Raw genomic sequence first — 23,469 nt, 5'->3', positions numbered from 1 at the left:
TGCTTTTGGGAGCCACCCATTTAAGGAGTTCCACATGCCCGCAGGGTTGATAGCCCTCGCCCTTGGCGGATTTGGCATCGGATTAACCGAATTCGTCATCATGGGCCTTTTGCCGGAAGCAGCGGCAGATTTCCAGGTGAGCGAGGCCTCGGCAGGCTGGTTCATTTCCGGCTATGCGCTAAGCGTGACAGTCGGCGCCCTTCTGGTTACTGCCGCCGTTACCAGGCTTCCGCGCAAACCCGTCCTTGTTGGACTGCTTGTTCTGTTCATCGTCGGCAACTTCCTGTCCGCTATCGCCGACTCCTACGCGGCGATGCTTGTGGGCCGCATCATTGCCGCGTTGTGCCATGGTGCGTTCTTCGGAATCGGCTCGGTGGTGGCAGCGAGCCTGGTTCCTGCGCACAAAAAGGCCGGTGCCATTGCCATCATGTTCACTGGACTTACTGCTGCCAACGTCCTTGGCGTTCCTTTCGGCACGCTCCTTGGCCAGAACCTGGGCTGGCGTTCAACGTTCTGGGCCATCACCGGAATCGGCGTGGTGGCACTGCTTGGTATCGCGTTGATGGTGCCGAAGGGGAGGGCGGAGCCGACCAAGAGCCTCCGTAGCGAGCTGGGTGCCTTCAAGTCCGGCCAGGTCTGGCTGTCCCTCCTGGTGACGATTTTGGGCTTTGGCGGCATGTTCGGCGCTTTCACGTACATCGCCTTCACGCTTACTGAAGTCTCCGGGTTTGAGCCAGGCGCCGTCCCGTGGTTGCTGGTGCTCTTCGGTGGCGGACTCTTCGTCGGCAACTTCCTGGGCGGGAAGGCGGCCGACAAAAACCTGGACGGATCGCTCGTCGTTATCCTCGCCGGATTGGTGCTGGTCCTGGGGTTCTTCGCCCTCACCGCGTCCAGCAGCATCGCTACTTTGGTCTCGCTGGCCCTCATGGGCGGCTTCGGTTTCGCTACAGTCCCCGGTCTGCAGATGCGCGTGATGCACTTTGCCTCCTCCGCGCCCACGCTGGCATCCGGTGCCAACATTGGCGCCTTCAATCTTGGTAATGCGCTGGGCGCCTGGCTCGGAGGGGTCACCATTTCGGCTGGTCTGGGCTACACCTCGCCGATCTGGGCCGGAGCCGCGATTACTGTGGCGGCGTTGCTGGTCATGCTTGCTGCCGCCGCAGCAGCCAAGCGCCGGGAAGTTACCGCAGCAAAGGCCACGCCCGACGTCGAACGCGAACCTCAAGGGGCGGCCGTCACCTGACGGCCCACCAGGGAAAGTGAAGAGCCCGCCGTGGAACGGTTCAACCGTTCCACGGCGGGCTCTTCAACGTCTCAGGCCCGGTTATGGCTTGGGCGTGCTGTCACGGGCTTCCTGCTCAGCTCTCTTGGCAGCCCTGGCTCGTTCGCTCTCTGCCTGCTTCAACGCCCTCATCTGCTTGCCCCGCCGGCGCCACAGGGCCCAAAGAACAGTGACCACCCCAAAAATCACTGCAGCCGCTACGGCCGAGATCGCGGTCCAGGTGGTGAAGAATCCGGCATCCACGCTTAAGGTGCGCTGGCCGGCGTGCGCTGATTCGGTGGAACCGAACACAATGCCTGCCGTGAGCAGGTTGGGCGTGGCGATGGCGACGGCCGCCAGCAGGATGACGATCTTCCAAGGCCAGGAGACAGCCTTGTGGGTTGCCTGCCACGCCACCACAAGGGGAATGAAAGTAAAGACGAAGCCGTAGAACATACCCACCAGTACGCTCGCGCCGAGGTCCCGCCGGATCTGCCCCGCCACGACGTCGGACCACCAACGCGGCAGAATGGCCCCAAGGATGAAGTAGGCTGCCACAGCGACAAGCAATGCAACCAGGATCAGAATAATTTTGACGCCCCAATTGCGTTTTTTCCGAGCCGGTACTTGTGCTTGTTCAGTCATGGGTCAATCATGGCAGAGACCTCATCAGGCACAGGGGAATTGTGCCTATACTTTCAGCGGTGGCCGGATGCCCGGGCCGCCGTCGAGATCCGTAAATGTCCCGATGAAAGGCGACCCATGAGCAATATTCCAGCCGATCTTTCCTACACCGCAGAGCACGAGTGGGTTTCTGCCCCTGACGCCGATGGCGTGGTGCGGATTGGTATTACCGACTTCGCGCAGGACGCCCTGGGTGACGTTGTCTACGCCCAGATGCCCGAACCCGGGACCAAGATCACGGGGAATGAAGTTGTTGGCGAGGTTGAATCCACCAAGAGCGTCAGCGATATCTATGCTCCTGTTAGCGGAGAAGTCATTAATCGGAATGACTCTTTGGACCAGGATCCGGCACTGATCAACTCTGATCCTTATGGCGATGGTTGGCTTTTTGAAGTAAAGCTGGCAGAAGCCGATGCAGTGGATTCCCTGCTCAGTGCATCGGAGTACGAACAACAGGTAGGCTAAAGTTATCTGGCCCGCCCGGCTGCATTCTTTTAGCCAAGGACGCGGGAAGGCGGGCCAGCAACCGATTTGCCCGGCGGTACCGGGAGGCGGAAGTGCCTGGCAGGGTTTGGAACTGCCGGCGGATGAGGAGGAAATTCCATGGTTGGCGGCGAACAGAATCAAGCCAATGTCGGGAAGGGCGCGGAAGAGCAACCCACGTCGGAGACCACCTCGATCAGCATCACGCCAACGTGGGACGAGCCCAGCGTTGCACCCAGGCTTGCACCCGAAGAGCGTGCGTCCGTTGACGCCCTGCCACCGGACTCCGCCTTGCTCATTGCGCACAGCGGACCAAACGCTGGAGCCCGGTTCCTCCTGGACGCTGATACCACGACGGCCGGCAGGCACCCCGACGCCGACATCTTCCTGGATGACGTCACGGTGTCCCGCAAGCACGTGGAGTTCCTCCGAACCCCAACGGGCTTCGAACTCGTGGATATGGGCAGCCTCAACGGAACCTACGTGAACCACGACCGCGTGGATCGGGTGCAGTTGAAGAGTGGCAATGAGGTCCAGATCGGCAAGTTCCGGCTGACCTACTACTTGAGCCCTGGCCGCCCGGCGGGCCAAGTCTGACCCCGGGGTACCTGCCTGTGGCAATGGCCCAGCCGGAACGTCGCGGACCGCAGGTCCTGAACATCGGGGAAGTCCTGGCTCAATTGAGCGACGACTTCCCTGGGATGACCGCGTCCAAAATCCGCTTTCTTGAGGAAAAGGGCCTCATAAATCCTAAGCGGACCCCTGCCGGGTACAGGCAGTACGCGGACAGTGATGTTGAGCGGCTCCGTTTTGTCCTTGCCCTTCAGCGCGACCAGTACTTACCGCTGAAAGTCATTAAGGATTACCTGGACGCGATTGATCGCGGCGAGCGGCCTGAGAACCTTCCTCCGGGTGTCACGGTGTCACCCCGGGTGGTTTCGGCGGAGATGGCCGCGGAAATCCAAGGACGTGCGCGCGCCCTGACCGAAGAGCAACTCCGGGCCGAATCGGGTGCAAGCGTGCCATTGCTGGAGTCGCTCCTGAGCTTCGGGCTGATCAGCCACGTTGGCGGCAAGTTCGACGAACACGCCCTCCAGGTTGCACGTGCATGCGTCCAGTTGGAGGGTCACGGTTTGGAGCCTCGCCATCTCCGGCCGTTCCAGGCTGCAGCCGAGCGCGAGTTCGGCCTGGTGGAAAGAGCGGTTGCACCCCTGACATCCAGGCGCGACGCAGCCTCCCAAGCACGGGCTGCCGAGGCGGCGCGTGAAATCAGCGAACTGTGCCTGACACTGCACAGGGCGCTCGTCCACGACCGTATCTCCCGGATGGACACCTGATGATCGAAGTTGAAATTGTCGGCGTCCGGATAGAACTGCCGTCCAACCAGCCCTTGGTCCTCCTTCGCGAAATCAAGGGGGAGCGGCATGTCCCCATCTGGATTGGAACACCTGAAGCCAGTGCCATCGCCTTGGCCCAGCAAGGTGTTGTCCCACCGCGACCCATGACCCACGATCTCCTGATTGACGTGGTGGAGTCCCTGGGGCATTCAATCATCAGCGTTAACATCGTGGCGGTTGAAGACAACATCTTCTACGGGCAGCTGCAATTCGACGACGGCACTGTAGTGAGTTCGCGCGCTTCTGATGCGTTGGCCCTTGCACTGAGGGCCAAATGCCGCATTTGGTGCGCGGATGCAGTCATGGAGGAAGCCGGTGTCCGGATCACCGAGCATGATGAAGGCGAAGATTCAGAGCCGGATCCCAGTGTGGACGAAGAACGTGAAATGCGGCGTTTCCGCGAGTTCCTGGACGACGTGGAACCTGAGGATTTCGAAGGCTGAATCAGCCTAAGCCTAAAGTTGAGGGTGAAACTTTCGACACGACCGGATTTTGCGCCCGGGGTCTTTGACCTAGGGCCCTCCCGGGCCTAACGTCGAAGGTATCAAGTTCCCGTTGCATACACTGCCCGCGCAAGTCACACTGGAAGGTGCCGACTTGTGGGAATTACACGGCTGAATTTCGGCGTTGTGATCAGTGGTACGCACCGTCCCCAAGGGAACTGAGAACAAGGAGGTCACGTGAGTCCGAAAGGCGAAGCAGGCGAGCTGAAGCAGGCCTCGACCGGCATTGCTGCGCCCGCATCCGGCGCCCAAGGTTTGCTCTTCACAGAGGACCTTCCCGTGCTGGACGAGGACGCGGGCTACCGCGGGCCGACTGCCTGCAAAGCTGCAGGTATCACGTACCGTCAGCTGGACTACTGGGCACGCACCGGCTTGGTCGAGCCGGCCGTCCGTGGTGCTGCGGGTTCCGGCTCGCAACGTCTCTATGGATTCCGCGACATTCTGGTGCTCAAGGTGGTCAAGCGCCTGCTTGATACCGGTGTTTCCCTCCAGCAGATCCGCACCGCCGTTGAGCATCTTCGCGAGCGTGGCGTTGAAGACCTTGCGCAGATTACGCTGATGAGCGATGGCGCCAGTGTCTACGAATGTACCTCTGCCGACGAAGTCATTGACCTCGTGCAAGGCGGACAGGGTGTCTTTGGCATAGCGGTGGGACGTGTATGGCGGGAAGTCGAGGGAAGCCTTGCCGCGCTTCCGAGCGAGCACGCCGCCCAGCAGTCCTTTCCGGACGACGAATTGAGCAAGCGGCGGGTTGCACGCCGTATTGGCTAAAAACGCCCAACTGGATCTCTTAGTAACGGAAGAAGCCGCCCCTCGATACAGGGTGCGGCTTCTTCCGTTGTATGGCTGGTGCGTTGCGGGTTAGCGCTGCTGCCGATTCCGCGAGCCGGTTTGGCCCTGAAGCAGGCTCTGCAAGAGTGCGTCGAAAAGTTTTGCGGAGTTTTTGGCGGAATCGCCTGGCCAGTGGTGAACGGAATGCGCTGCGCCTTGGATCTGCTGCCAATTCGCTTGTTCTGGAATGTGCGGGGTCAGGAGCAACTCGCCGAACATGGACTCCATCTCGGACAGCCGGAAGGTGTGCTCGGCTGACCCGGTGCGAACGCGGTTGGCGACGATTCCCGCCGGCGCCAGGTGCGGAGCAAATTCCTGCCGGAACAACTGGATGGCGCGCATGGTTCGTTCGGTACCGGCCACGGAGAACAGACCGGGCTCGGCCACGAGTACCACGCGGTCGCTCGCGCTCCATGCCATGCGCGTGAGCCCATTCAGCGAAGGAGGGCAGTCCACAAGGATCAGTTCGTAGTTGGTGGTGCCTGCAAGAACGGCGGAGAGCCTGCGAAGGTCCCGCCGGCCCAGGTCCGGGCGATCATAGATGCCCGTGAACGCGGACCCGACGGCAACGTCAAGCTTGCCGCCGCTGGAACCGTTGGAGACCCAGCTGCTGCTGGCGACGTTCTCGGGGAGTTTGGCTTTCCGGGGACTCTTGAGCATACGGCCAATGTCCAACTGCTCGCCTCGCTGGACGCCGAGTGCCGTCGTAGCGTCGGCATGGGGATCGAGGTCCACCACGAGGGTTGGAATGCCGGCCGCGAGGGCCGCGGACGCCAGGCCGGTGGTCACGGACGTCTTTCCCACTCCGCCTTTGAGGCTGCTGATGCTGACTACTTGCACTTGAAAACCCAAAACCTAACGCCGGTTGCCGTATCGCGCTGTTTTCCGCTCCGGGAACGCCGGAGCCGGGGCTTGCCGAAGCCCCTCCAACATCATATGGGGCGGGGCCGTGGATTCCCGCTTTCTACGCGCCCGGACGCCGGGGATGCTGAGGGCATTAGCACGATGGGGAGTCGCGCGCACGCATATACAGCCCAGATGACGATTCCATTGTGATGGTTGCCACAAAGATTTGTGTTTGATGCTGGCGGCACTACACACTGTGACCACCGACCGATCCACCCGCAATGATGCAGGAGAAGTATGTTTTCGAAAATTCTGGTGGCCAATCGCGGCGAAATCGCGATCAGGGCGTTTCGCGCTGGTTATGAACTGGGCGCCAAGACCGTAGCCGTCTTTCCGCACGAGGATCGCAACTCGATCCACCGGCAGAAGGCCGACGAAGCTTACCTGATCGGCGAGGTGGGCCACCCTGTCCGCGCCTACCTGGACGTCGAGGAGGTTGTCCGCGTCGCCAAGGAAGCCGGCGCCGACGCCATTTACCCCGGCTATGGCTTCCTCTCGGAAAACCCGGACCTGGCGCGTGCAGCCAAGGCCGCGGGAATCACCTTCGTGGGCCCGCCTGCCGAGGTCCTGGAGCTCGCAGGCAACAAGGTTGCTGCCCTGGAAGCTGCCCGCAAGGCCGGTGTCCCCGTGCTGAAGTCGAGCAAGCCCTCAAAGGACCTCGACGAACTGATCGCGGCAGCCGACGAAATCGGCTTCCCGATCTTCGCCAAGGCCGTTGCCGGTGGTGGTGGACGTGGCATGCGTCGCGTGGAGACCCGCGAAGCCCTCCCTGAGGCCCTGCAGTCCGCCATGCGCGAGGCCGATGCCGCGTTTGGCGATCCCACGATGTTCCTCGAGCAGGCGGTGCTGCGCCCGCGCCACATCGAAGTGCAGATCCTGGCGGACGCCGAAGGTAACGTCATGCACCTGTTCGAGCGTGACTGTTCCTTGCAGCGCCGCCACCAGAAGGTAGTGGAAATCGCGCCAGCGCCCAACCTGGATGAAAACATCCGCCAGGCGCTCTACCGTGACGCCGTTGCCTTCGCCAAGGCCCTGAACTATGTCAACGCCGGAACGGTTGAGTTCCTGGTGGACACCGAGGGTGAGCGCGCCGGCCAGCACGTTTTCATCGAAATGAACCCCCGCATCCAGGTTGAGCACACTGTGACCGAAGAAATCACGGATGTGGACCTCGTGCAGGCGCAGATGCGTATTGCCTCGGGTGAGACCCTCGCGGACCTTGGCCTGAGCCAGGAGACAGTATCCATCAAGGGTGCCGCGCTGCAGTGCCGCATCACCACGGAGGACCCGGCCAACGGCTTCCGCCCGGACGTCGGAAAGATCACCGGCTACCGTTCCGCAGGTGGCGCAGGCGTGCGTCTCGACGGCGGTACCGTCTACTCAGGTGCCGAGATCAGCCCGCATTTCGACTCCATGCTCGTCAAGCTGACCTGCCGCGGACGCGATTACCCCGCTGCGGTTGCCCGTGCGCGGCGCGGCCTGGCGGAATTCCGGATCCGTGGCGTGTCCACCAACATTCCGTTCCTGCAGGCCGTGCTGGCCGATCCGGACTTCAATGCCGGCAATGTAGCCACGGACTTCATCGACAAGCGGCCGGAGCTGCTCAAGTCGCACATCTCCGCGGACCGCGGCACCAAGCTGCTGACGTGGTTGGCTGATGTCACGGTGAACAAGCCCAATGGCGAGCTGAGGGTCCACTCCGACCCCGCCAACAAGCTTCCCGTCGTCGAGGGCCCGGTTCCCACATCCGGTTCGCGCCAGAAGCTGCTGGAGCTTGGTCCTGAGGGCTTTGCGAAAGCGCTCCGCGAGCAGCAGGCAGTCGCCGTTACGGACACCACGTTCCGTGACGCCCACCAGTCCTTGCTGGCTACCCGTGTCCGTACCCGCGACCTCGTGGCCGCCGGCCCGGCAGTCACTGCGTTGCTGCCGGAGCTGCTTTCCGTAGAGGCCTGGGGTGGTGCGACGTACGACGTCGCGCTTCGCTTCCTTGGCGAGGACCCCTGGGACCGCTTGGCTGCTTTGCGCCAGGCGCTGCCGAACACCTGTATCCAGATGCTGCTCCGTGGACGGAACACTGTTGGTTACACGCCTTACCCGGAAGAGGTGACCGAGGCGTTCGTCAACGAGGCCGCAGCCACCGGCATTGACATCTTCCGCATCTTTGACGCCCTCAACGACGTCAACCAGATGGCCCCGGCAATACGGGCTGTGCGTGCCACCGGAACTGCCGTCGCAGAGGTCGCACTCTGCTACACCGGCAACCTCCTTGACCCGAACGAGGACCTGTACACCCTCGACTACTACCTGGACCTTGCCCAGAAGATCGTCGACGCCGGTGCCCACATCCTCGCCATCAAGGACATGGCAGGCCTCCTGCGTCCCGCTGCGGCCGCCAAGCTCGTCTCGGCTTTGCGTGAGCGCTTCGATCTCCCGGTGCACCTGCACACGCACGACACCGCCGGTGGCCAGCTCGCAACACTCCTGGCAGCCGTGGATGCCGGAGTCGACGCCGTGGACGTCGCTTCTGCTTCACTGGCAGGCACGACCAGCCAGCCTGCCGCATCCGCTCTCGTTGCAGCGTTGGCCAATACACCGCGCGACACCGGGATGAGCCTCGCCAACGTCGGTGCATTGGAGCCGTACTGGGAAGCGGTTCGACGCGTTTACGCGCCGTTCGAGTCCGGGCTGCCCGGTCCCACAGGCCGTGTGTACCAGCACGAAATCCCCGGGGGCCAGCTGTCCAACCTTCGCCAGCAGGCCATCGCCCTGGGGTTGGGGGAGCAGTTCGAAGCCATCGAGGACATGTACACGGCGGCAGACCGCATCCTGGGCCGCCTGGTCAAGGTGACTCCTTCCTCCAAGGTGGTGGGCGACCTTGCCCTGCACCTCGTTGGACTGAACGCGGATCCCGCCGACTTCAACGAGAATCCGCAGAACTACGACATCCCGGATTCTGTCATTGGCTTCCTTTCCGGCGAGCTCGGCGACCCTCCCGGAGGCTGGCCCGAGCCGTTCCGTACCAAGGCCCTCAAAGGCCGCAGCATCAAGGTCCGGGACGTTGAGATCAGTTCGGAGGACAGCGCCGCGCTGAAGGGTGATTCGAAGACCCGCCAGCACACCCTGAACCGGTTGCTCTTCGCAGGTCCTACCAAGGACTACCTCAAGAGCGTGGAGACGTACGGCAACATCTCCGTGCTGGACACCCGTGATTACCTCTACGGCCTGCAGCGCGGTGCTGAGCACGTCATCGAGCTGGAGAAGGGTGTACGGCTGATCGCCCAGCTTGAGGCCGTCTCCGAACCCGACGAGAAGGGCATGCGTACGGTGATGTGTACGCTCAACGGCCAGTCGCGTCCGGTGGTTGTGCGCGACCGTTCCGTGGTGAGCAACGTCAAGGCGGCAGAGAAGGCCGACCCAGCACAGCCCGGACAGGTGGCAGCCCCCTTCGCCGGGGCGGTCACCGTTACGGTCAAGGCAGGCGATGTGGTCAACGCCGGCGATACCGTTGCCACGATCGAGGCAATGAAGATGGAAGCATCCATCACGACGCCGGTGGCCGGCACGGTCTCCCGCATTGCCATCTCCTCGGTGGAGCAGGTCCAGGGCGGCGATTTGCTGCTGGTGATCGGCTAACGATCCACCAACGAAAAACCCCTTCCGGGATTTCCGGAAGGGGTTTTTCGTTTGCCGTGGCGTCGTGGCTACTGCGCCCGGGGCGCCGAATACATCTCTTCGATCACGGCGTCAAAGTCCTTCATGACCTGCGCGCGCTTGACCTTCAGCGACGGAGTGAGGTGGCCTGAGGCCTCCGTGAAGTCTGCGGGGACTATCCGGAAGGACTTGATCGCCTCCGCTTGGGAGACAGACTGGTTGGCTTTGCTGATGAGGTCCTGGACGGCAGCCCTTACTACCGGGTTCCCGGCAGCTTCAGCCAAGGAGGTACCGGATGGAAGTCCGTGGCGTTCCAGCCATCCCGGCAACGCCTCCTCATCCAAGGTCACCAAAGCGCCGATGAAGGGACGGTTATCGCCGACTACCAGGACCTGGGAAACCAGGGCGTCTGCACGGATCTGGTCTTCCAGCAGCGCAGGAACCACGTTCTTTCCACCGGCCGTAACGATGATTTCCTTCTTGCGGCCGGTGATCTTGAGGAAGCCATTGCTATCCAGTTCACCGATGTCCCCGGTGCGGAACCACCCGTCGGCAAAGGTTTCCTCGGTGAGGTCTTCGCGCTTATAGTAGCCACGCATGACGCAGACGCCTTTGGCGAGAATTTCGCCGTCGTCTGCAATCTTGACGGCGTTGCCCGGAAGCGGGGCGCCCACGGTGCCGATCCTGATCATCGAGGGTGTGTTGACGGAGATGGGCGCCGTGGTTTCCGTCAGGCCGTATCCCTCCAGGATCTGCAGACCTATGCCTTGGAAGAAGTGGCCCAGGCGTTCGCCCAAGGGTCCGCCACCGGAGACGGCGTGTGCCACATGTCCGCCCATGGCGTCGCGGAGCTTTCCGTAGACGAGTTTATCGAACACTGCATGCTTGAGCTTCAACCCCAAGCCCAGGGAGCCGGCCTGGCGCGCCTTGGAGTACTCGATTGCCGTGTCCACTGCGCGGTGGAAGATGGCGCCCTTGCCGCTGTCCTCGGCTTTGGTCAGTGCCGAGTTGTAGACCTTCTCGAAGACACGCGGCACAGCAAGGATGAACGTTGGCTGGAAGCTCTGCAGATCGGCCAGCAGATGCTTGATATCCGGAGTGTGGGCAACTTTGACGCCCCCTGCAACGGCCAGCACGGAGATGAAGCGCGCAAAGACGTGGGCCAGCGGAAGGAACATGATGGTCTTGGCCGACTCGTTGATGATTTCGCCCAGCGCCGCACGGGCATTCTCGGAGAGTTCCACGAAGTTTCCGTGGGTCAGCTCGCAACCCTTGGGCCGGCCTGTGGTTCCGGAGGTGTAGATGATGGTGGCCAGGTCCGTCAGGCCCGCAGCGGAGCGGCGCGTCTCGAGTTCCTCATCGGTGACACTGGTGCCGGCGGCGCGAAGGGCATCAAGGCCGGCACCCTCAAGCTGCCAAACGTTGGCCACTGACTGAATGTCTTCGGCCGCGACAGCTTGCCGGATGATGTCCTCGTGGTGGGCGGCTTCACCGAATGCAGCCACAGCACCGGAGTCGCCCAGGTTCCAAGCCACCTGCGATGGGGAAGAGGTCTCATAAATCGGAACAGAAACGGCTCCTGCGAACCAGATGGCAAAGTCCACCAGCGACCATTCATAACGGGTCCGGGACATAATGCCGACGCGGTCGCCGGCGCCCACTCCACTGGCGATCAGGCCCTTTGCCAAGGCCTTGACGTCGGCAAGGAAATCCGTGGCACGGATGTCCTGCCATTGTGCATTGCTGTCCAGCTTGGCGAACAGAGCAGGATTTGAAGGCTTGGCGGCTTCCCGGACCACGAGGTCCGTGATGTTGGTTTCAGGGGCAACATTGACAAGAGGCGGAACACTGAATTCACGCACGGTAGCTCCTTTGATATCCATGGGCCGCGAGAGGCTGCTTTCACTCTAGTATGTCCACTCGCGGAGGTGTGTCCTATTTAACCTACTGGCGAGTAACTTTACGGATTACCGTCCGTTTCGAGCAACTTGGCGTTGTCCAGCGCTTGGCGATGTCTGCCTGCCCGGGCCCGGCAGAATAGGATGTTGGGATGCCTTCCTTACGGTCCAGTTCCCGTGCCCGGCCCCGGCCACCAGTCGCTGCCTTGAAGGACGTTCCCTGGGCTGGGCGCAGGAGCCATTTGGGCCGGCGGGGGCTGGCCATCGGCATCGATATCGGCGGCACCAAGGTAGCTGCCGGTGTGGTTGACGCCGAGGGCAGGATCCTTGCCGAGGCACGCAGGTCCACGCCCGGCGCCGACCCCCGGGCCGTGGAGCAGACCATCGTGGAACTGGTTGACGAACTCAGCGCGGACCACCGGATTGCCTCCGTGGGTATTGGCGCGGCAGGTTGGATGGACCTCGACGGCGGTACGGTCCTGTTCAGCCCGCATCTCGCCTGGCGCAACGAGCCCCTGAGGGAAAGCCTGCAGAATCTGTTGAGGCGGCCGGTGCTGTTAACGAACGACGCCGATGCGGCCGCGTGGGCGGAGTGGCGCTTTGGCGCCGGCCAGGGTGAGAGCCGCCTGGTGTGCATCACGTTGGGCACAGGCATCGGCGGTGCAATGGTGATGGACGGGCGGGTTGAACGCGGCCGTTACGGTGTGGCTGGCGAATTTGGCCACCAGATCATTTTCCCAGGCGGGCACCGTTGCGAATGCGGCAACCGTGGCTGCTGGGAGCAGTACGCGTCAGGCAACGCCCTCGGCCGTGAGGCCCGCCAGTTGGTGCGAACCAACTCGCCTGAGGGCCGCGCGCTCCTTGAGCGGGCGGGCGGTGTGGAGGAGAGCATCACCGGCGCTGCAGTTACCGCGTTGGCGCTTGCCGGGGACTCCACGTCAAGGGAACTGTTGGCGGACCAAGGTGAATGGTTGGGCTTGGGGCTGGCCAACCTGGCGGCGGCACTGGATCCCGGTATGTTCGTGATCGGCGGCGGATTGTGCGACGCAGGGGACCTCCTTGCCGGACCGGCCCGTGAGGCATTCGCCCGAAATTTGACGGGGCGTGGATTCCGTCCGATGGCAAGGATTGAGCTCGCTGCTCTCGGACCCCGTGCAGGCATGATCGGCGCTGCTGACCTTTCCCGGGTCAGCGGCCGTGCCCATAGCTGATAAAGACCACAAACAGGAAAGCCAACAGCCAGGAAAGCCCACAATTCAGCAGGCGCGAGAGCAGCTAGATGCGTGCGCCGTCGTCGTCCTCGTTTTTCTCGTGCGGCAGCCGCATGATCAGGTAGACGACGGAAGCTGCAAAGGCCACCACTATGCCAAGGATGGCCAGCAACGGTGCCGAACGCCAAAACATCGCCGTAAAAAGCAGGGCGAGGGGGCCGCCCACAGCGCCGATCCATGCCAGCATGGTCAGCGGGTCGGTTCCCACCAGGCTGGGAGGCTCCTCGGGCACGAAGGCGCCGTCGTCGTCGTCCACCTCGAAATCGCGGGGACCCAGGGGCCCGCCGTCTGATTGTTCCTTTTCTCCTTGTGGCGTCCGGGCATCAGGCGCTGACGCCGTGGCCGGAGACGACAATCCCAGCGGATCAAAGTCCCTGAAGGCCTTTGGTGCGTCTTCCCTGGCTGGCGTGTCTTTCCTGACCGGCGAGGATCCTGCCTGGTCCCTTTCCGGCCGACCCGGTTCGGAGGCCTCTCCGAGGGGTGAGGATTCCGTCGCTTCCAGCCGGGCCACCAAATCCAACCAGACGGCGTCGTCATCTTTGTTGGCGCTCTGATCGGCAGAGTTGGGATCAGGCCTGTTCATCGGCTTTGTCCTTTTCGAGGGAAGACCCGTTGCCGGCCAGTGCCGCCATGGTCTTTTGGATGAAGTCGACAGTTCCCGTGAAGATTTCAGGGGCGTCGTTGTCCATGGTCGCAACATGATGGCTGTTGCTGAGGTAGGTGACGTCAACAGGCGCCTGGACCCGTGCACGGAGGAACTCGAGGCTGGCGTTGGAGATGACATTGTCCACTGTGGAGCGAAAGACCCGGACGGGCGAACTAATTCGGGGCAGCAGCGCGGCAGTATCCTTGTACATCTTCTTCAACTCGTGGGCCGCTGCAACCGGGGTGCGGGAATATGCCCCTTCGTCCTGATCCGGCTTCAAAATATCATTTGCGATCGCCGGAGTGCTCTTCACGACGTACTTCAGGGCCGCAACGATGACAGCCCGAGGGTCGTCAAGTACCAGGCCTGGGTTGACCACAATAGTGCCGGCCACGGGCCGTGTCGCCGCAATGCGCAGGGCCAATGTTCCGCCCATGGAGAGTCCGGCCGCGAACACGAAATCGCATTCGCCTGCCAGTTCCCTGTAGGTATCGTCGACGGCCCGGTGCCATTCACGCCATGAACGCGTGGCCATATCCTGCCAGGTAGTTCCGTGCCCGGGGAGCAATGGAACCCTGACGGCATATCCCGCTGCTGCGAGGTGCTCGGCCCAGGGCCGGACGCTGTGCGGGCTTCCCGTAAACCCGTGTGACATGACGACGCCAACCCGGGGGCCTGAGCCAGTCCAGTTGCTGAGGAACGGGGAGAAATCGGGAAGCATTTTCATGATGACTCTGAGGCTACTCTGTCCGCGGCATGCTGACGGAAAAACTCCGCCGATTCTTCAAAGATGGTGGGTGCATCCACATCCAACGTGGCCACGTGGCCGCTCGCCGGGAGGGTCACCACCTTGAGCCGTGATGGGTCCATATGCCTGCTGATCATAGCTACGGAACTGGGCGGGATGACACCGTCCACTGAAGATTTGAAGACAAGCGCCGGTGCTTGAATTTGTGGGAGGGCACGGGTTGCCTGGCGAAAAAGCTTCTTGAGTTCGTGCACGGACTTCAAAGGCGTCTTTGAGTAGTCACCGTCCTGCGTGGCAGCCGCCGTCGGCTTTTCTTCCTCAATGGGTGAGGTGGTCCGCATGACGTACTTGAGCGCTCCGACGTACCTGACGCGGCGATCGTAGAAACTCAACCCCGGGTTCACCAGGACCAGGCCCGGAACATCGTGCAGTGAAGCGACGCGGAGGGCAACGGCACCGCCCATGGACAGGCCTGCCACAAAACACGTTTCGGTCCGGGCGGCAAGGTCCAGATAGCTTCGCTCAAATGTCCTGTACCAATCCTGCCAGCGTGTGGTGGCGAGATCGTGCCAGCTGGTGCCGTGACCGGGAAGCAAAGGCACTGAAACGGAAAAGCCCTGCCCGGCCAGATACTCGGCCCAAGGCAGGACGCTCAGCGGGCTACCCGTAAATCCGTGGCAGATGGCCACTCCGGTGGAAGCATTGGCTCCGTGGCCGGGATGGTGGAAGGCGAGCGGCGCGGCTGGTTGGTTGCGTTCCGTCATGGCTCCATCGTGTCACTCTTCCCGACATTTCTCACTGGAGTAGGGTTGCTGTTGAGTGCCGCCGGCTTGGCCGGAAGGACGCCCGTAAACCGGCCGTGAGAGGACAAACGTGTTCTATTGGGTCATGAAGAGGATCTTTCTTGGTCCTGTTCTCAAACTCCTGTTCAGGCCATGGGTCAAAGGGCTGGACAACGTCCCCGAAAACGGCCCAGCGATCCTGGCGTCCAACCATTTGTCTTTTTCGGACTCCATCTTCCTTCCCCTGATGGTGGATCGGCCCGTGATCTTCCTCGCCAAGTCCGAGTACTTCACCGGCAAGGGCATGAAGGGCCGCTTGACGGCGCTGTTCTTCAGGTTGACCAACCAACTGCCCATGGACCGTTCCGGCGGAGCCGCATCGGAGCTATCGCTGCAAGCCGGGAAGGACGTCCTGAATTCCGGCGGGCTCCTGGGAATCTACCCCGAAGGCACCCGCAGTCCGGACGCCAAGCTCTACCGCGGCAAGGTGGGTGTTGCCCGGCTCGCACTCCAGACCCGTGTCCCTGTAGTGCCGGTGGCCATGATTGGCACGGAGAAGGTCCAGCCCATTGGCAAGAGGCTGCCCAGCATTCGCCGTATCGGTGTGATCTTTGGGCAGCCCATGGACTTTAGCCGCTATTACGGCATGGAAGATGACCGGCTCATTCAAAGGGCCGTAACTGACGAAATCATGTACGAGTTGATGCGGCTTTCCGGCCAGGAGTATGTGGACGAATATGCAGCTGTGGTCAAGGCCCGGATGGATGGCAAAGGGCCCGGGACTGTTGGGAAAGTCAAAGCAGCCGAGGAGGCTCCTTCAGACATCGCTGATGACAAGGACGGACCCACGGAAGACGGGGGACCAGCCAGCGGGGGACTGTGACGCATCCGGCAGGGACAGTTACGCCTGCAGTGCCCCAACATTGGCGGAGGCTACTACTCTTGAAGGGTGACTGAGCTAACCGCGAACACCGCACCCCCCGTAGTAGACCCACTCGCCAGCACCGCCCAGAGTGGGGCTGCAAATTACCCCGGTCTCGACGCCTGGCGGGACCTGCCGATTTCCCAGCAGCCCACATGGTCTGACTCTGAGGTCTTCAAAGCCTCCGTTAAGGAACTTTCCGTCGTTCCGCCTTTGGTATTTGCCGGCGAAGTTGACGTTCTTCGGGAGCGCTTGGCTGCGGCCGCCCAGGGCAAGGCTTTCCTCCTGCAGGGGGGAGACTGCGCAGAAACCTTTGAAGCCGCCACGGCGGACAAGATCAGCGCACGCGTCAAGACGATCCTCCAGATGGCCGTCGTGCTCACGTACGGTGCTGCGATGCCGGTCATCAAGATGGGCCGCATGGCGGGCCAATTCGCCAAGCCACGCTCGTCCAACGATGAAACCCGCGACGGCGTGACACTTCCCGCGTACCGCGGAGATATCGTCAACGGCTACGACTTCACACCCGAGTCCCGCGCACACGACGCCGGCAGGATGCTGCAGGCGTACCATACCTCGGCATCCACACTGAACCTGATCCGGGCATTCACCCAGGGTGGCTTCGCGGACCTTCGGCTGGTCCATCAGTGGAACAAGGGCTTCACTGAGAACCCGGCACATGCCCGGTACGAGTCCCTTGCGCGTGACATTGATCGCGCCATCATGTTCATGGACTCGTGTGGAGCTGACTTCGAGGCCCTCAAGCGGGTTGAGTTCTTCGCCAGCCACGAGGCACTGCTGCTGGACTACGAGCGTGCACTGACGCGCATCGACTCGCGCACCGGCCTGCCGTACGACACTTCAGCCCACTTCCTCTGGATCGGCGAGCGGACCCGCGAACTCGATCATGCCCACGTTGACTTCCTGTCCCGTGTACGGAACCCCATTGGCGTCAAGCTTGGCCCCACCACCAGCGGTGACGACGCCTTGCGCCTTATCGACAAGCTGGACCCGAATCGCGAACCCGGTCGCCTGACATTCATTACCCGCATGGGTGCCAAGAACATCCGCGAAAAGCTGCCTGCCGTCGTCGAACGCGTTACGGCCTCCGGTGCCCAGGTCCTGTGGGTGACAGATCCTATGCACGGCAACACGGTGACCTCGCCCAACGGGTACAAGACCCGCAACTTCGACGACGTCATTGATGAAGTACGTGGATTCTTCGAGGTACACCACTCCCTGGGTACGGTTCCGGGCGGTCTGCATGTCGAAATGACCGGCGACGACGTCGCCGAGTGCCTCGGTGGTGCAGATCCCATCGACCAGGACGCATTCCTGGACCGATACGAGTCTGTTTGCGATCCGCGCCTGAATCACATGCAGTCCCTTGAGATGGCATTCCTGGTGGCAGGAGCCCTGTCCAAGAGGTAGCAGATACGGGCAAAGGGGCGGTTCGGATGAATCCGGGCCGCCCCTTTATTGTTGACCTTGCGGATGGTCGTCCCGCCGATTCGCTAGACGACGGTCAATGTCACCACTGACTCCTCAGGTACTTCGGCGTTCACGGGGTTCTGATCGCGGACTGTGCCGAAGAAGCCACCCAAAATCTTGTTGATCTCTACTTTGAAACCGAGCTTTTTCAGTTCCTTCTCGGCATCATCCGCCTGCTTCCCAATGAAGCTCGGCACCCTCACCAGCTTGGGTCCCTTGGACAGCGTCAGGGTCACCGTTTCGCCGCGGACGAGCGTGCCGTTGCCGGGGGACTGTGCCACAACGGCGCCCTTGGGCACGGATTTGTCGTTGACTGTCTCCGGAGCGACAACGGCCTTCAACCCGGCATCTTGAATTGCTTTCACGGCAGCGTCCTGAGGCAAACCCCGAACATCGGGAACGGGGATGGGCTGGGGTCCCTTGGAAACAACGAAGGATACCGGCGTGCCGTGGCGGACTTCTTTGCCCGGAGCAGGGTCCTGGGAGATGACAATGCCCGCGGGGATCTTTTCGTCGAAAGCCTCCGTAACATTGCCGAGGGTCATTTGGGCGGCGTTCAGGGCAGTCTTTGCTTGATCCAGGGTTCCGCCTGTCAGCGAGGGCAGTGCAAAGAGCTGTGCGCCTTTCGAAACGAAAAGTGCGATGGGTTGAAATTTCCGTACCACTTCCCCCGAGCTGGGTTCAGTCCCGACGGCGAGACCGGCCTGGACGTCGTCGTCGAACACGTCCTTTGGCTCGGACTGGAATCCTGCTGTTCGCAGGAGTTGTTGGGCCTCGGCCACTGTCTTGTTCTTGACATCGGGAACGGTGCCTGGAGATCCAGGCCCCATTCCGAAGAACCATCCGGCAGAACCTGCCAGCAGCGCCAGGATCACGATCACGACTGTCCAAATAACAGCGCGTCGCCGCGGATTTCCTTCACGCAAGGGGCGCACCGGGGTGGCAGCAGCCCGGGCTTGGTCTTTAGCCTGTTGCCGCTCCAGTTTTTTCTGCTCCCGTTTGCCGGGCCGGCGCAGGTCGTCGTCCACACCGGGGAGGGCCAGGCCGGCGTTGCGTGGTTGCCGCGCAGACGCTGCCATCACGGTTGTCGGGTTGCTCTGGTGTGGGATGAATTCGGTGGGTGACGCTGTAGTGGCAAGGGCCTCGGTGGGATTCTCCTGCGGGGTGGCCCTCTGTCGGGCGGCGCCGGAAGCGGGACCCCCGGAAGCGGCTGCCCCGATGGAACCCGCTGACCCAGCAGCAGCGCCAGGGGAGAGGGGCCGGGAGGACGGCTGCCTGTGGTCCAGTTGTTCGTCGCTCAGTGTGGTCCGGATGTGGCGCAGTTCGGATAGCAAAGCGGAGCCGTCCACAGGCCGGTTTTCGGCGTCCACAGCAGTACACCACTGCACCAGTTCGTCCAGGTCTTCGGCAAGACCGGGAGCAGCCTCGGAGGGGCGGCCAACCACGGCGTTGACGTGTTGGTAAGCAACTTGAATCGGGGATTCACCAGCGTATGGCTGCTTGCCTGTGAGCATTTCGTAGAGCATGATGCCCGCTGAGTAGACGTCGCTGCGGGCATCGGCGGGTTTCCCGAGCACCAATTCGGGAGCGAGGTACGCCACCGTGCCGATCAAGGCGCCAGTACTTGTGGTGGCCGTGACAGCCCTGGCTAATCCGAAGTCGCCTACCTTGATCCGGCCGTCTTCGGCTATCAGCACGTTCTCGGGCTTGATGTCCCGATGGATGAGTCCTGATCCGTGGGCTGCCGCCAGACCTTCGATGACCGGATCGATCAGGGCGAGGGCAAGGCGCGGTGGAAGTGCACCCTGCTGGTTGATGACGTCGCGGAGCGTATGGCCTTTGACATACTCCATCACCAGATAAGCGATATGCCCGTCTTCGCCCTGGTCCAGCACGCTGACAACGTGGGGATGGGACAGGCTCGCGGCGGCCTTGGCCTCGCGGCTGAGCCGCTCCAGGAACGTCTCGTCATTGGCCAGGTGCGGGTGCAGGACTTTGAGGGCCACGTCGCGCTCCAGGCGCTGGTCCGTGGCCAGGTAAACGGTGGACATTCCACCCCTGGCAAGGCGTGACCGGACGTGGTAGCGCCCGTCCACCGTGGTCCCGATGAGGTGGTCCTGCGTTGGTTCCTGCACCATATGATCCTAAACGAGGCAGGGAAGAGGCCCGAATCCGCAATGGATCCAGGCCTCGTCCGAAGGTGCTTGGGAACGGCCTAGCCGAAAGTACGTTGCCGGGCCTTGATCGATTCGACGTAGCGCTTGGTGTCGTCATACATGCCGTACTTGCTGACCGAGTACTGCCCTTGGTAGTAACCGGCGATGGCGTTGTCGAGGTCTTTGCTGGTAGCGATGAGTGCCCTGATGATGGCGACGCCGGCCGTCGCATTGTCATATGGATCCAGGAGGTTGAGCTTGCGGCCCACCAAGTCAGATGCCCATTGGCCGGAGGACGGAATGACCTGCATGGTTCCAATGGCGTTGGCGGGGGAGACCGCGCGCTGGTCGAAGCCGGATTCCTGTTCGGCGAAGGCCAGTGCCAATGAGGGGCTGACTCCCATGCGCCGGGCGGTATCAGCCACGATCGTTTTCATTTCATCCCGGCTCGGGACAGGCGAAGCGTTCAGCAGCGCCTTGTTCTCGTTGGCGGAGCTGACAACAGCGGGCGGGTACGTAAAGCCGAGGAACGAGCTCGGCACCAGGGGCTTGGTTTCCCCGGCGGGCTGCAGTGACGTAGTGCCGGGGATGGTGAGCTTCTGTCCGGGGTAAATGACGGTTGTTGCCGAGACTGTATTGACGCTCATCAGCGCTGACAACGACACGTTGTGACGCGATGCAATGGAGCTCAGGGTGTCGCCCGCTTTGATGGTGTAAGAGCCTGTGCTGGCCACAGGTGCCGGAGCGGGTGCCGGCGCAGGGGGAGCCGAGGGCGAGGAGCCGCCACTGACCTTGATCTTCTGGCCAGGGTAGATGATGGAGCTGCCACTGAGATTGTTCCAGCTGAAGATGCTGGACAGCGGGACACCGTGCCGGGCGGCGATCGCGCCCAGCGTATCGCCCGAAACCACCGTGTAGGTGGTGGCATTTGAAGGTGCGCCCGGCGCCGGCGCGGGCGCCTGGTCAGGGGCGGCCGGGGCAGTGCCAGTGAGTTTGATGGTCTGGCCAGGGTAAATCAGCGTTGTTGCCGTGAGCTTGTTCAACTGCAGGACGGCGGACGTGTCCAGGTTGAAGCGGCGTGCAATGGCACTGATGGTGTCTCCGCGGACGATCTTGTACGTGTCCGGTACGGAGGGAGCCATGGGCCGCAGGGCGGCAGGAAGCGTTGCCGCAACCGCTTGGGCGGGAATCACATTGCCCACTTTGGTGGCCTGGGCCTTCATGGCTGCAGCGAGCGTAGCGGGAATCTTGCGCGGCTGGGGTGCCGGTGCAGCCGTGGCTGGCTGGGCCAAGGCAAGCGAGGACAAAACCACGGCGGGAAGCGCAGCCGTGGTTGCCGCAATTACCGGCATGCTCATGGTTCGTTTCGGCGAGCGGGGCGTCGTCATGGAGTGTGTCCTCATCTCAGCAGCGGGAATAGTTTTGTGTTGCCGCTGTTACCAGTGTTGCCAATGTTACTGATGTTATCAATGTTGCAAGTGTGATCAGTGTGAATCTCTCACACTTATTCATTCGGCACAACAATTCCTGCACCCTGGAAATCTCTTCGCCGAATTCATCCCCCTGAAAAGGCGGCTTTCTCCCGCACGGAGGGACCGCCGTCGTGCTCCGGCTAGGCGACTGGCAGCCCGGCGTGGCAACCTTGTTCCGTGAGTAATGTAGAAAGCCTTGTTTCCGACTGGTTGCCGCTGCCGGATGTCGCCGAGCTGTTGGGAGTTTCCATCACCAAAGTCCACGGACTGTTGGATGAGCGTGCACTGGTGGCCATCAGACGGGGAGAGCGGAATATCCGCTCGATTCCGGCGCTGTTTATTCAGGATGGACACGTCGTGGACAGCTTGAAGGGAACCATTGCGGTTCTTAGCGATGCTGGTTATAACGACGAAGAACTCATCGTGTGGTTGTTTACCCCTGACGATTCATTGCGGGGACGGCCGGTGGATGCGTTGCGCGAAGGACGCAAGACGGAGATTCGGCGTCGCGCCCAATCTCTCGCCTGGTAACGCAGTCTCTCGCCTGGTAGCCGGTTTGCCGGCAGTTCAGATTCCGTCATAAGCAGTTAAACAGCGGACGACGGCGGTTCTTGACCGCCGTCGTCGTCTCAACGCCTGGAAAAACCCGTCAAGCGGCCCGGCTGACAGCTGCCTCAGCCAGTTGGCGCAATGCTGTGAGCGGTAATTCTTCCAGCGGCAGCTGTTCCAGGGCAGCGAAGGCTTTGTCACTTAGCTCAGCAATCAGCGACTCCGTGGCGTCAAGCGCTCCGCAGTGGACCATTATGTTGCGGATTGTGGAAACTTCGTCCTCACCCAGATTCGGTTTCCCCAGCATTTCGTCCAAGTACGTGGCTTGATCCGTGGGAGCCAGGTTAATGGCAAATCCAACGAGCACTGTCCGTTTGCCCTCGCGGAGGTCATCGCCTGCAGGTTTTCCTGTCGTCTCCGGATCGCCGAAAACGCCCAGGACATCATCGCGCAATTGGAACGCCTCGCCCAAGGGCAAGGAAAATGCGGAATATGCCTTCAGCAGCTCCTTCGATGCGCCTGCCAACGCTCCACCCAGGGCCAAAGGGTGCTCGGTGGAGTATTTTGCGGATTTATAGCGAATAATCGAGGTGGCGCGCTCCACGGAACCCGCGCGATCGCGTACAGGACCGGCTACTTCCTCGAGAATGTCCAGGTATTGCCCGGCCATTACCTCGGCCCGCATGAGGTTGAAAATACGGCGTGCTTCGCTTCCTGCTGCTGCCCTGGGGCCTATTTCCGTGAAGGATTCCTCGCTGAAGGAAAGGCACAAATCGCCGGTCAGGATCGCCGCCGCATGGCCGAACCGTTCATTGTCCAGCGCCCATCCATTGGCCTCATGGAGTTGGCTGAAGCGACGGTGCACACTGGGACCTCCGCGACGCGTATCCGAACGGTCGATGATGTCGTCATGGATAAGGGCCGCGGCTTGGAAAAGTTCCAAAGCGCAGCCGGCCGTCAGGATGTCCGCGTCACCGGCGGGACCGCCCGCACCCCGCCAGCCCCAGTAGCACATCAGCGCACGAAGCCGTTTTCCGCCTGTGACGAGGTTCGATATTGACCCCATGAGGGGCGCGACGTCCGGGGAAATCGTAGCCATCATGTCCTGCTGGACCGCCAGGAACTCATTCAGCTTCCCGGCTACGCCGGCAATAAACTCGAGTTGCTCCGTGTGGAGTTGGGAAACCGGCGTCACTTGACGGACCCGGCCGCCACGTTGGCGCCGATGGTGAACGTGGAAACGCCTTCTTTTTGCCTCACCGACACGTTGACCGTTTCACCGTCACCACGGATGAAGTCGATCGACGTGACGTTGCCTACGGCTTCGGGGCCCGGAACAACCTTGAATCCTTGCGCTTCAAGCGAGGTCTTGTAGTAATCCACCACGCTTTCCGGCGGAGCTTTGACCGTTCCTACAAGGGCAACGGTGGCAGGAGATACGTTCTTGTCAAAGCTACTGGAGCGCACGGACGTCTTGGGCATCACCGGGATGAGCTGTTCCGGAAAGCCCGGGACCAAGGCGCCCACTGTGGCCGTCGCTCCGGGCGCAGGTCCGGCTGATCCGGACGTGTCAGGGGCCTGTGACGAGGATGAGGCGGAAGCTGGGGAAGAGGGCGCAGCCGTGGAGGAATCAGAGGAGTTCCCCGATGCGGATGGGGCGGCCGGGCTGCTGGTGGACGGAGTACAGGCGGAAACCGCCAGGGCGACACTCGCTGCGAGCAGGGCAAACCCTCGCGATTGAGGAGTTCCAAAGAGCTTCACAGGGGTATCCTTCCTTGGGCTGACGGGGACAGTGCCTCCAGTTTAGTCAGTGGCCGG

The 23,469-nt window shown here is 62.0% G+C and carries 21 protein-coding genes; 11 read left to right on the top strand and 10 right to left on the bottom strand.

Going from position 1 to position 23,469, the window contains the following annotated elements; genetic code table 11:
- The first annotated feature begins 34 nt into the window (after nt 1-34).
- Nucleotides 35-1,243 carry an MFS transporter gene (locus ABIE18_RS20125; RefSeq protein ID WP_499724305.1) on the top strand — a complete coding sequence of 403 codons (1,209 nt, stop codon included), beginning with the start codon at nt 35-37 and terminating at the stop codon, nt 1,241-1,243.
- Nucleotides 1,244-1,324: 81 nt separating this feature from the next.
- On the opposite strand, the gene ABIE18_RS20120 is transcribed toward ABIE18_RS20125, so the two are convergent.
- Nucleotides 1,325-1,906: a hypothetical protein gene (locus ABIE18_RS20120; RefSeq protein WP_499724304.1), complete on the bottom strand. Its 582-nt coding sequence runs from the start codon at nt 1,904-1,906 to the stop codon at nt 1,325-1,327.
- Nucleotides 1,907-2,023: 117 nt separating this feature from the next.
- Between ABIE18_RS20120 and gcvH the strand changes: the two genes are divergently transcribed.
- The 5 genes from gcvH to ABIE18_RS20095 all read left to right on the top strand — a co-directional run bounded on the left by gcvH (nt 2,024) and on the right by ABIE18_RS20095 (nt 5,099).
- On the top strand, nt 2,024-2,410 hold the full coding sequence (gene gcvH / locus ABIE18_RS20115) for a glycine cleavage system protein GcvH (protein ID WP_216922914.1): 387 nt from the start codon (nt 2,024-2,026) through the stop codon (nt 2,408-2,410).
- Nucleotides 2,411-2,548: 138 nt separating this feature from the next.
- The gene (locus tag ABIE18_RS20110; protein ID WP_477516504.1) at nt 2,549-3,025 is read left to right on the top strand and encodes an FHA domain-containing protein; all 477 of its coding nucleotides are present in this window, start codon (nt 2,549-2,551) and stop codon (nt 3,023-3,025) included.
- Nucleotides 3,026-3,048: 23 nt separating this feature from the next.
- Nucleotides 3,049-3,765, top strand: coding sequence for a transcriptional regulator FtsR (ftsR, locus tag ABIE18_RS20105; RefSeq protein ID WP_442017595.1), 717 nt, complete (start codon nt 3,049-3,051; stop codon nt 3,763-3,765).
- Complete coding sequence (locus ABIE18_RS20100; RefSeq protein WP_216922920.1) at nt 3,765-4,268, top strand: bifunctional nuclease family protein; 504 nt, start codon at nt 3,765-3,767, stop codon at nt 4,266-4,268. Before ftsR ends, ABIE18_RS20100 begins: the two co-directional genes overlap by 1 nt.
- A 237-nt stretch (nt 4,269-4,505) precedes the next feature.
- Nucleotides 4,506-5,099, top strand: a complete 594-nt coding sequence (locus ABIE18_RS20095; protein WP_499724303.1) for a MerR family transcriptional regulator — start codon at nt 4,506-4,508, stop codon at nt 5,097-5,099.
- 90 nt (nt 5,100-5,189) lie between these two features.
- On the opposite strand, the gene ABIE18_RS20090 is transcribed toward ABIE18_RS20095, so the two are convergent.
- Nucleotides 5,190-5,999 (bottom strand): ParA family protein, encoded by an 810-nt coding sequence (locus ABIE18_RS20090; protein ID WP_499724302.1) that lies wholly within the window; start codon nt 5,997-5,999, stop codon nt 5,190-5,192.
- 303 nt (nt 6,000-6,302) lie between these two features.
- On the opposite strand from ABIE18_RS20090, the gene ABIE18_RS20085 reads away from it, so the two are divergent.
- Nucleotides 6,303-9,698, top strand: coding sequence for a pyruvate carboxylase (locus ABIE18_RS20085; RefSeq protein ID WP_499724301.1), 3,396 nt, complete (start codon nt 6,303-6,305; stop codon nt 9,696-9,698).
- Nucleotides 9,699-9,766: 68 nt separating this feature from the next.
- On the opposite strand, the gene ABIE18_RS20080 is transcribed toward ABIE18_RS20085, so the two are convergent.
- Entirely contained in the window at nt 9,767-11,578 is a 1,812-nt protein-coding gene (locus tag ABIE18_RS20080) for an AMP-dependent synthetase/ligase (RefSeq protein ID WP_499724300.1), read from the bottom strand.
- A gap of 188 nt (nt 11,579-11,766) precedes the next feature.
- Between ABIE18_RS20080 and ABIE18_RS20075 the strand changes: the two genes are divergently transcribed.
- Nucleotides 11,767-12,825 carry an ROK family protein gene (locus tag ABIE18_RS20075; protein WP_499724299.1) on the top strand — a complete coding sequence of 353 codons (1,059 nt, stop codon included), beginning with the start codon at nt 11,767-11,769 and terminating at the stop codon, nt 12,823-12,825.
- 64 nt (nt 12,826-12,889) lie between these two features.
- On the opposite strand, the gene ABIE18_RS20070 is transcribed toward ABIE18_RS20075, so the two are convergent.
- Genes ABIE18_RS20070 through ABIE18_RS20060 form a run of 3 tightly spaced genes read right to left on the bottom strand, consistent with a single transcriptional unit; the run spans nt 12,890 to nt 15,043 of the window.
- Nucleotides 12,890-13,468 carry a hypothetical protein gene (locus tag ABIE18_RS20070; protein WP_499724298.1) on the bottom strand — a complete coding sequence of 193 codons (579 nt, stop codon included), beginning with the start codon at nt 13,466-13,468 and terminating at the stop codon, nt 12,890-12,892.
- Entirely contained in the window at nt 13,455-14,258 is an 804-nt protein-coding gene (locus tag ABIE18_RS20065; protein WP_499724297.1) for an alpha/beta hydrolase, read from the bottom strand. Before ABIE18_RS20065 ends, ABIE18_RS20070 begins: the two co-directional genes overlap by 14 nt.
- Nucleotides 14,255-15,043: an alpha/beta hydrolase gene (locus ABIE18_RS20060; RefSeq protein ID WP_499724296.1), complete on the bottom strand. Its 789-nt coding sequence runs from the start codon at nt 15,041-15,043 to the stop codon at nt 14,255-14,257. Before ABIE18_RS20060 ends, ABIE18_RS20065 begins: the two co-directional genes overlap by 4 nt.
- A 109-nt stretch (nt 15,044-15,152) precedes the next feature.
- Here ABIE18_RS20060 and ABIE18_RS20055 point away from each other — a divergent pair, with 109 nt between their 5' ends.
- Both ABIE18_RS20055 and ABIE18_RS20050 read left to right on the top strand, forming a co-directional pair.
- Nucleotides 15,153-15,944 carry a lysophospholipid acyltransferase family protein gene (locus ABIE18_RS20055; protein ID WP_499724295.1) on the top strand — a complete coding sequence of 264 codons (792 nt, stop codon included), beginning with the start codon at nt 15,153-15,155 and terminating at the stop codon, nt 15,942-15,944.
- Between the two features lie 66 nt (nt 15,945-16,010).
- Nucleotides 16,011-17,414 (top strand): class II 3-deoxy-7-phosphoheptulonate synthase, encoded by a 1,404-nt coding sequence (locus ABIE18_RS20050; RefSeq protein ID WP_224089531.1) that lies wholly within the window; start codon nt 16,011-16,013, stop codon nt 17,412-17,414.
- A gap of 83 nt (nt 17,415-17,497) precedes the next feature.
- Here ABIE18_RS20050 and pknB read toward each other — a convergent pair whose 3' ends face one another.
- Together pknB and ABIE18_RS20040 are read right to left on the bottom strand one after the other, a co-directional pair.
- Nucleotides 17,498-19,612, bottom strand: a complete 2,115-nt coding sequence (pknB, locus tag ABIE18_RS20045; protein ID WP_499724294.1) for a Stk1 family PASTA domain-containing Ser/Thr kinase — start codon at nt 19,610-19,612, stop codon at nt 17,498-17,500.
- A gap of 77 nt (nt 19,613-19,689) precedes the next feature.
- Complete coding sequence (locus ABIE18_RS20040; protein ID WP_499724293.1) at nt 19,690-21,018, bottom strand: lytic transglycosylase; 1,329 nt, start codon at nt 21,016-21,018, stop codon at nt 19,690-19,692.
- A gap of 261 nt (nt 21,019-21,279) precedes the next feature.
- Between ABIE18_RS20040 and ABIE18_RS20035 the strand changes: the two genes are divergently transcribed.
- A complete protein-coding gene (locus ABIE18_RS20035; RefSeq protein WP_216922937.1) occupies nt 21,280-21,633 on the top strand; it encodes an Rv2175c family DNA-binding protein in 354 nt (117 codons plus the stop codon).
- Between the two features lie 118 nt (nt 21,634-21,751).
- Here the strand turns inward: ABIE18_RS20035 and ABIE18_RS20030 are convergent, their stop codons facing one another.
- Together ABIE18_RS20030 and ABIE18_RS20025 are read right to left on the bottom strand one after the other, a co-directional pair.
- Nucleotides 21,752-22,846, bottom strand: a complete 1,095-nt coding sequence (locus tag ABIE18_RS20030; protein WP_477516514.1) for a polyprenyl synthetase family protein — start codon at nt 22,844-22,846, stop codon at nt 21,752-21,754.
- Nucleotides 22,843-23,412: a hypothetical protein gene (locus ABIE18_RS20025; protein ID WP_499724292.1), complete on the bottom strand. Its 570-nt coding sequence runs from the start codon at nt 23,410-23,412 to the stop codon at nt 22,843-22,845. The genes ABIE18_RS20030 and ABIE18_RS20025 overlap by 4 nt, the downstream gene beginning before the upstream one ends.
- Nucleotides 23,413-23,469 lie beyond the last annotated feature (57 nt).

It is taken from the genome of Arthrobacter sp. 2762 (genome assembly GCF_040548745.1).
In the GTDB taxonomy this organism is placed as follows: Bacteria; Actinomycetota; Actinomycetes; order Actinomycetales; family Micrococcaceae; genus Arthrobacter.
This window is presented reverse-complemented; position numbering and strand designations above follow the sequence as displayed.

Bases quoted from the DNA above. Each gene is read 5' to 3' on its own strand.
- ABIE18_RS20125 (WP_499724305.1), top strand. From the start codon at position 35: ATGCCCGCAGGGTTGATAGCCCTCGCCCTTGGCGGATTTGGCATCGGA.
- ABIE18_RS20120 (WP_499724304.1), bottom strand. From the start codon at position 1,906: ATGACTGAACAAGCACAAGTACCGGCTCGGAAAAAACGCAATTGGGGC.
- gcvH (WP_216922914.1), top strand. From the start codon at position 2,024: ATGAGCAATATTCCAGCCGATCTTTCCTACACCGCAGAGCACGAGTGG.
- ABIE18_RS20110 (WP_477516504.1), top strand. From the start codon at position 2,549: ATGGTTGGCGGCGAACAGAATCAAGCCAATGTCGGGAAGGGCGCGGAA.
- ftsR (WP_442017595.1), top strand. From the start codon at position 3,049: ATGGCCCAGCCGGAACGTCGCGGACCGCAGGTCCTGAACATCGGGGAA.
- ABIE18_RS20100 (WP_216922920.1), top strand. From the start codon at position 3,765: ATGATCGAAGTTGAAATTGTCGGCGTCCGGATAGAACTGCCGTCCAAC.
- ABIE18_RS20085 (WP_499724301.1), top strand. From the start codon at position 6,303: ATGTTTTCGAAAATTCTGGTGGCCAATCGCGGCGAAATCGCGATCAGG.
- ABIE18_RS20075 (WP_499724299.1), top strand. From the start codon at position 11,767: ATGCCTTCCTTACGGTCCAGTTCCCGTGCCCGGCCCCGGCCACCAGTC.
- ABIE18_RS20070 (WP_499724298.1), bottom strand. From the start codon at position 13,468: ATGAACAGGCCTGATCCCAACTCTGCCGATCAGAGCGCCAACAAAGAT.
- ABIE18_RS20065 (WP_499724297.1), bottom strand. From the start codon at position 14,258: ATGAAAATGCTTCCCGATTTCTCCCCGTTCCTCAGCAACTGGACTGGC.
- ABIE18_RS20060 (WP_499724296.1), bottom strand. From the start codon at position 15,043: ATGACGGAACGCAACCAACCAGCCGCGCCGCTCGCCTTCCACCATCCC.
- pknB (WP_499724294.1), bottom strand. From the start codon at position 19,612: ATGGTGCAGGAACCAACGCAGGACCACCTCATCGGGACCACGGTGGAC.
- ABIE18_RS20040 (WP_499724293.1), bottom strand. From the start codon at position 21,018: ATGACGACGCCCCGCTCGCCGAAACGAACCATGAGCATGCCGGTAATT.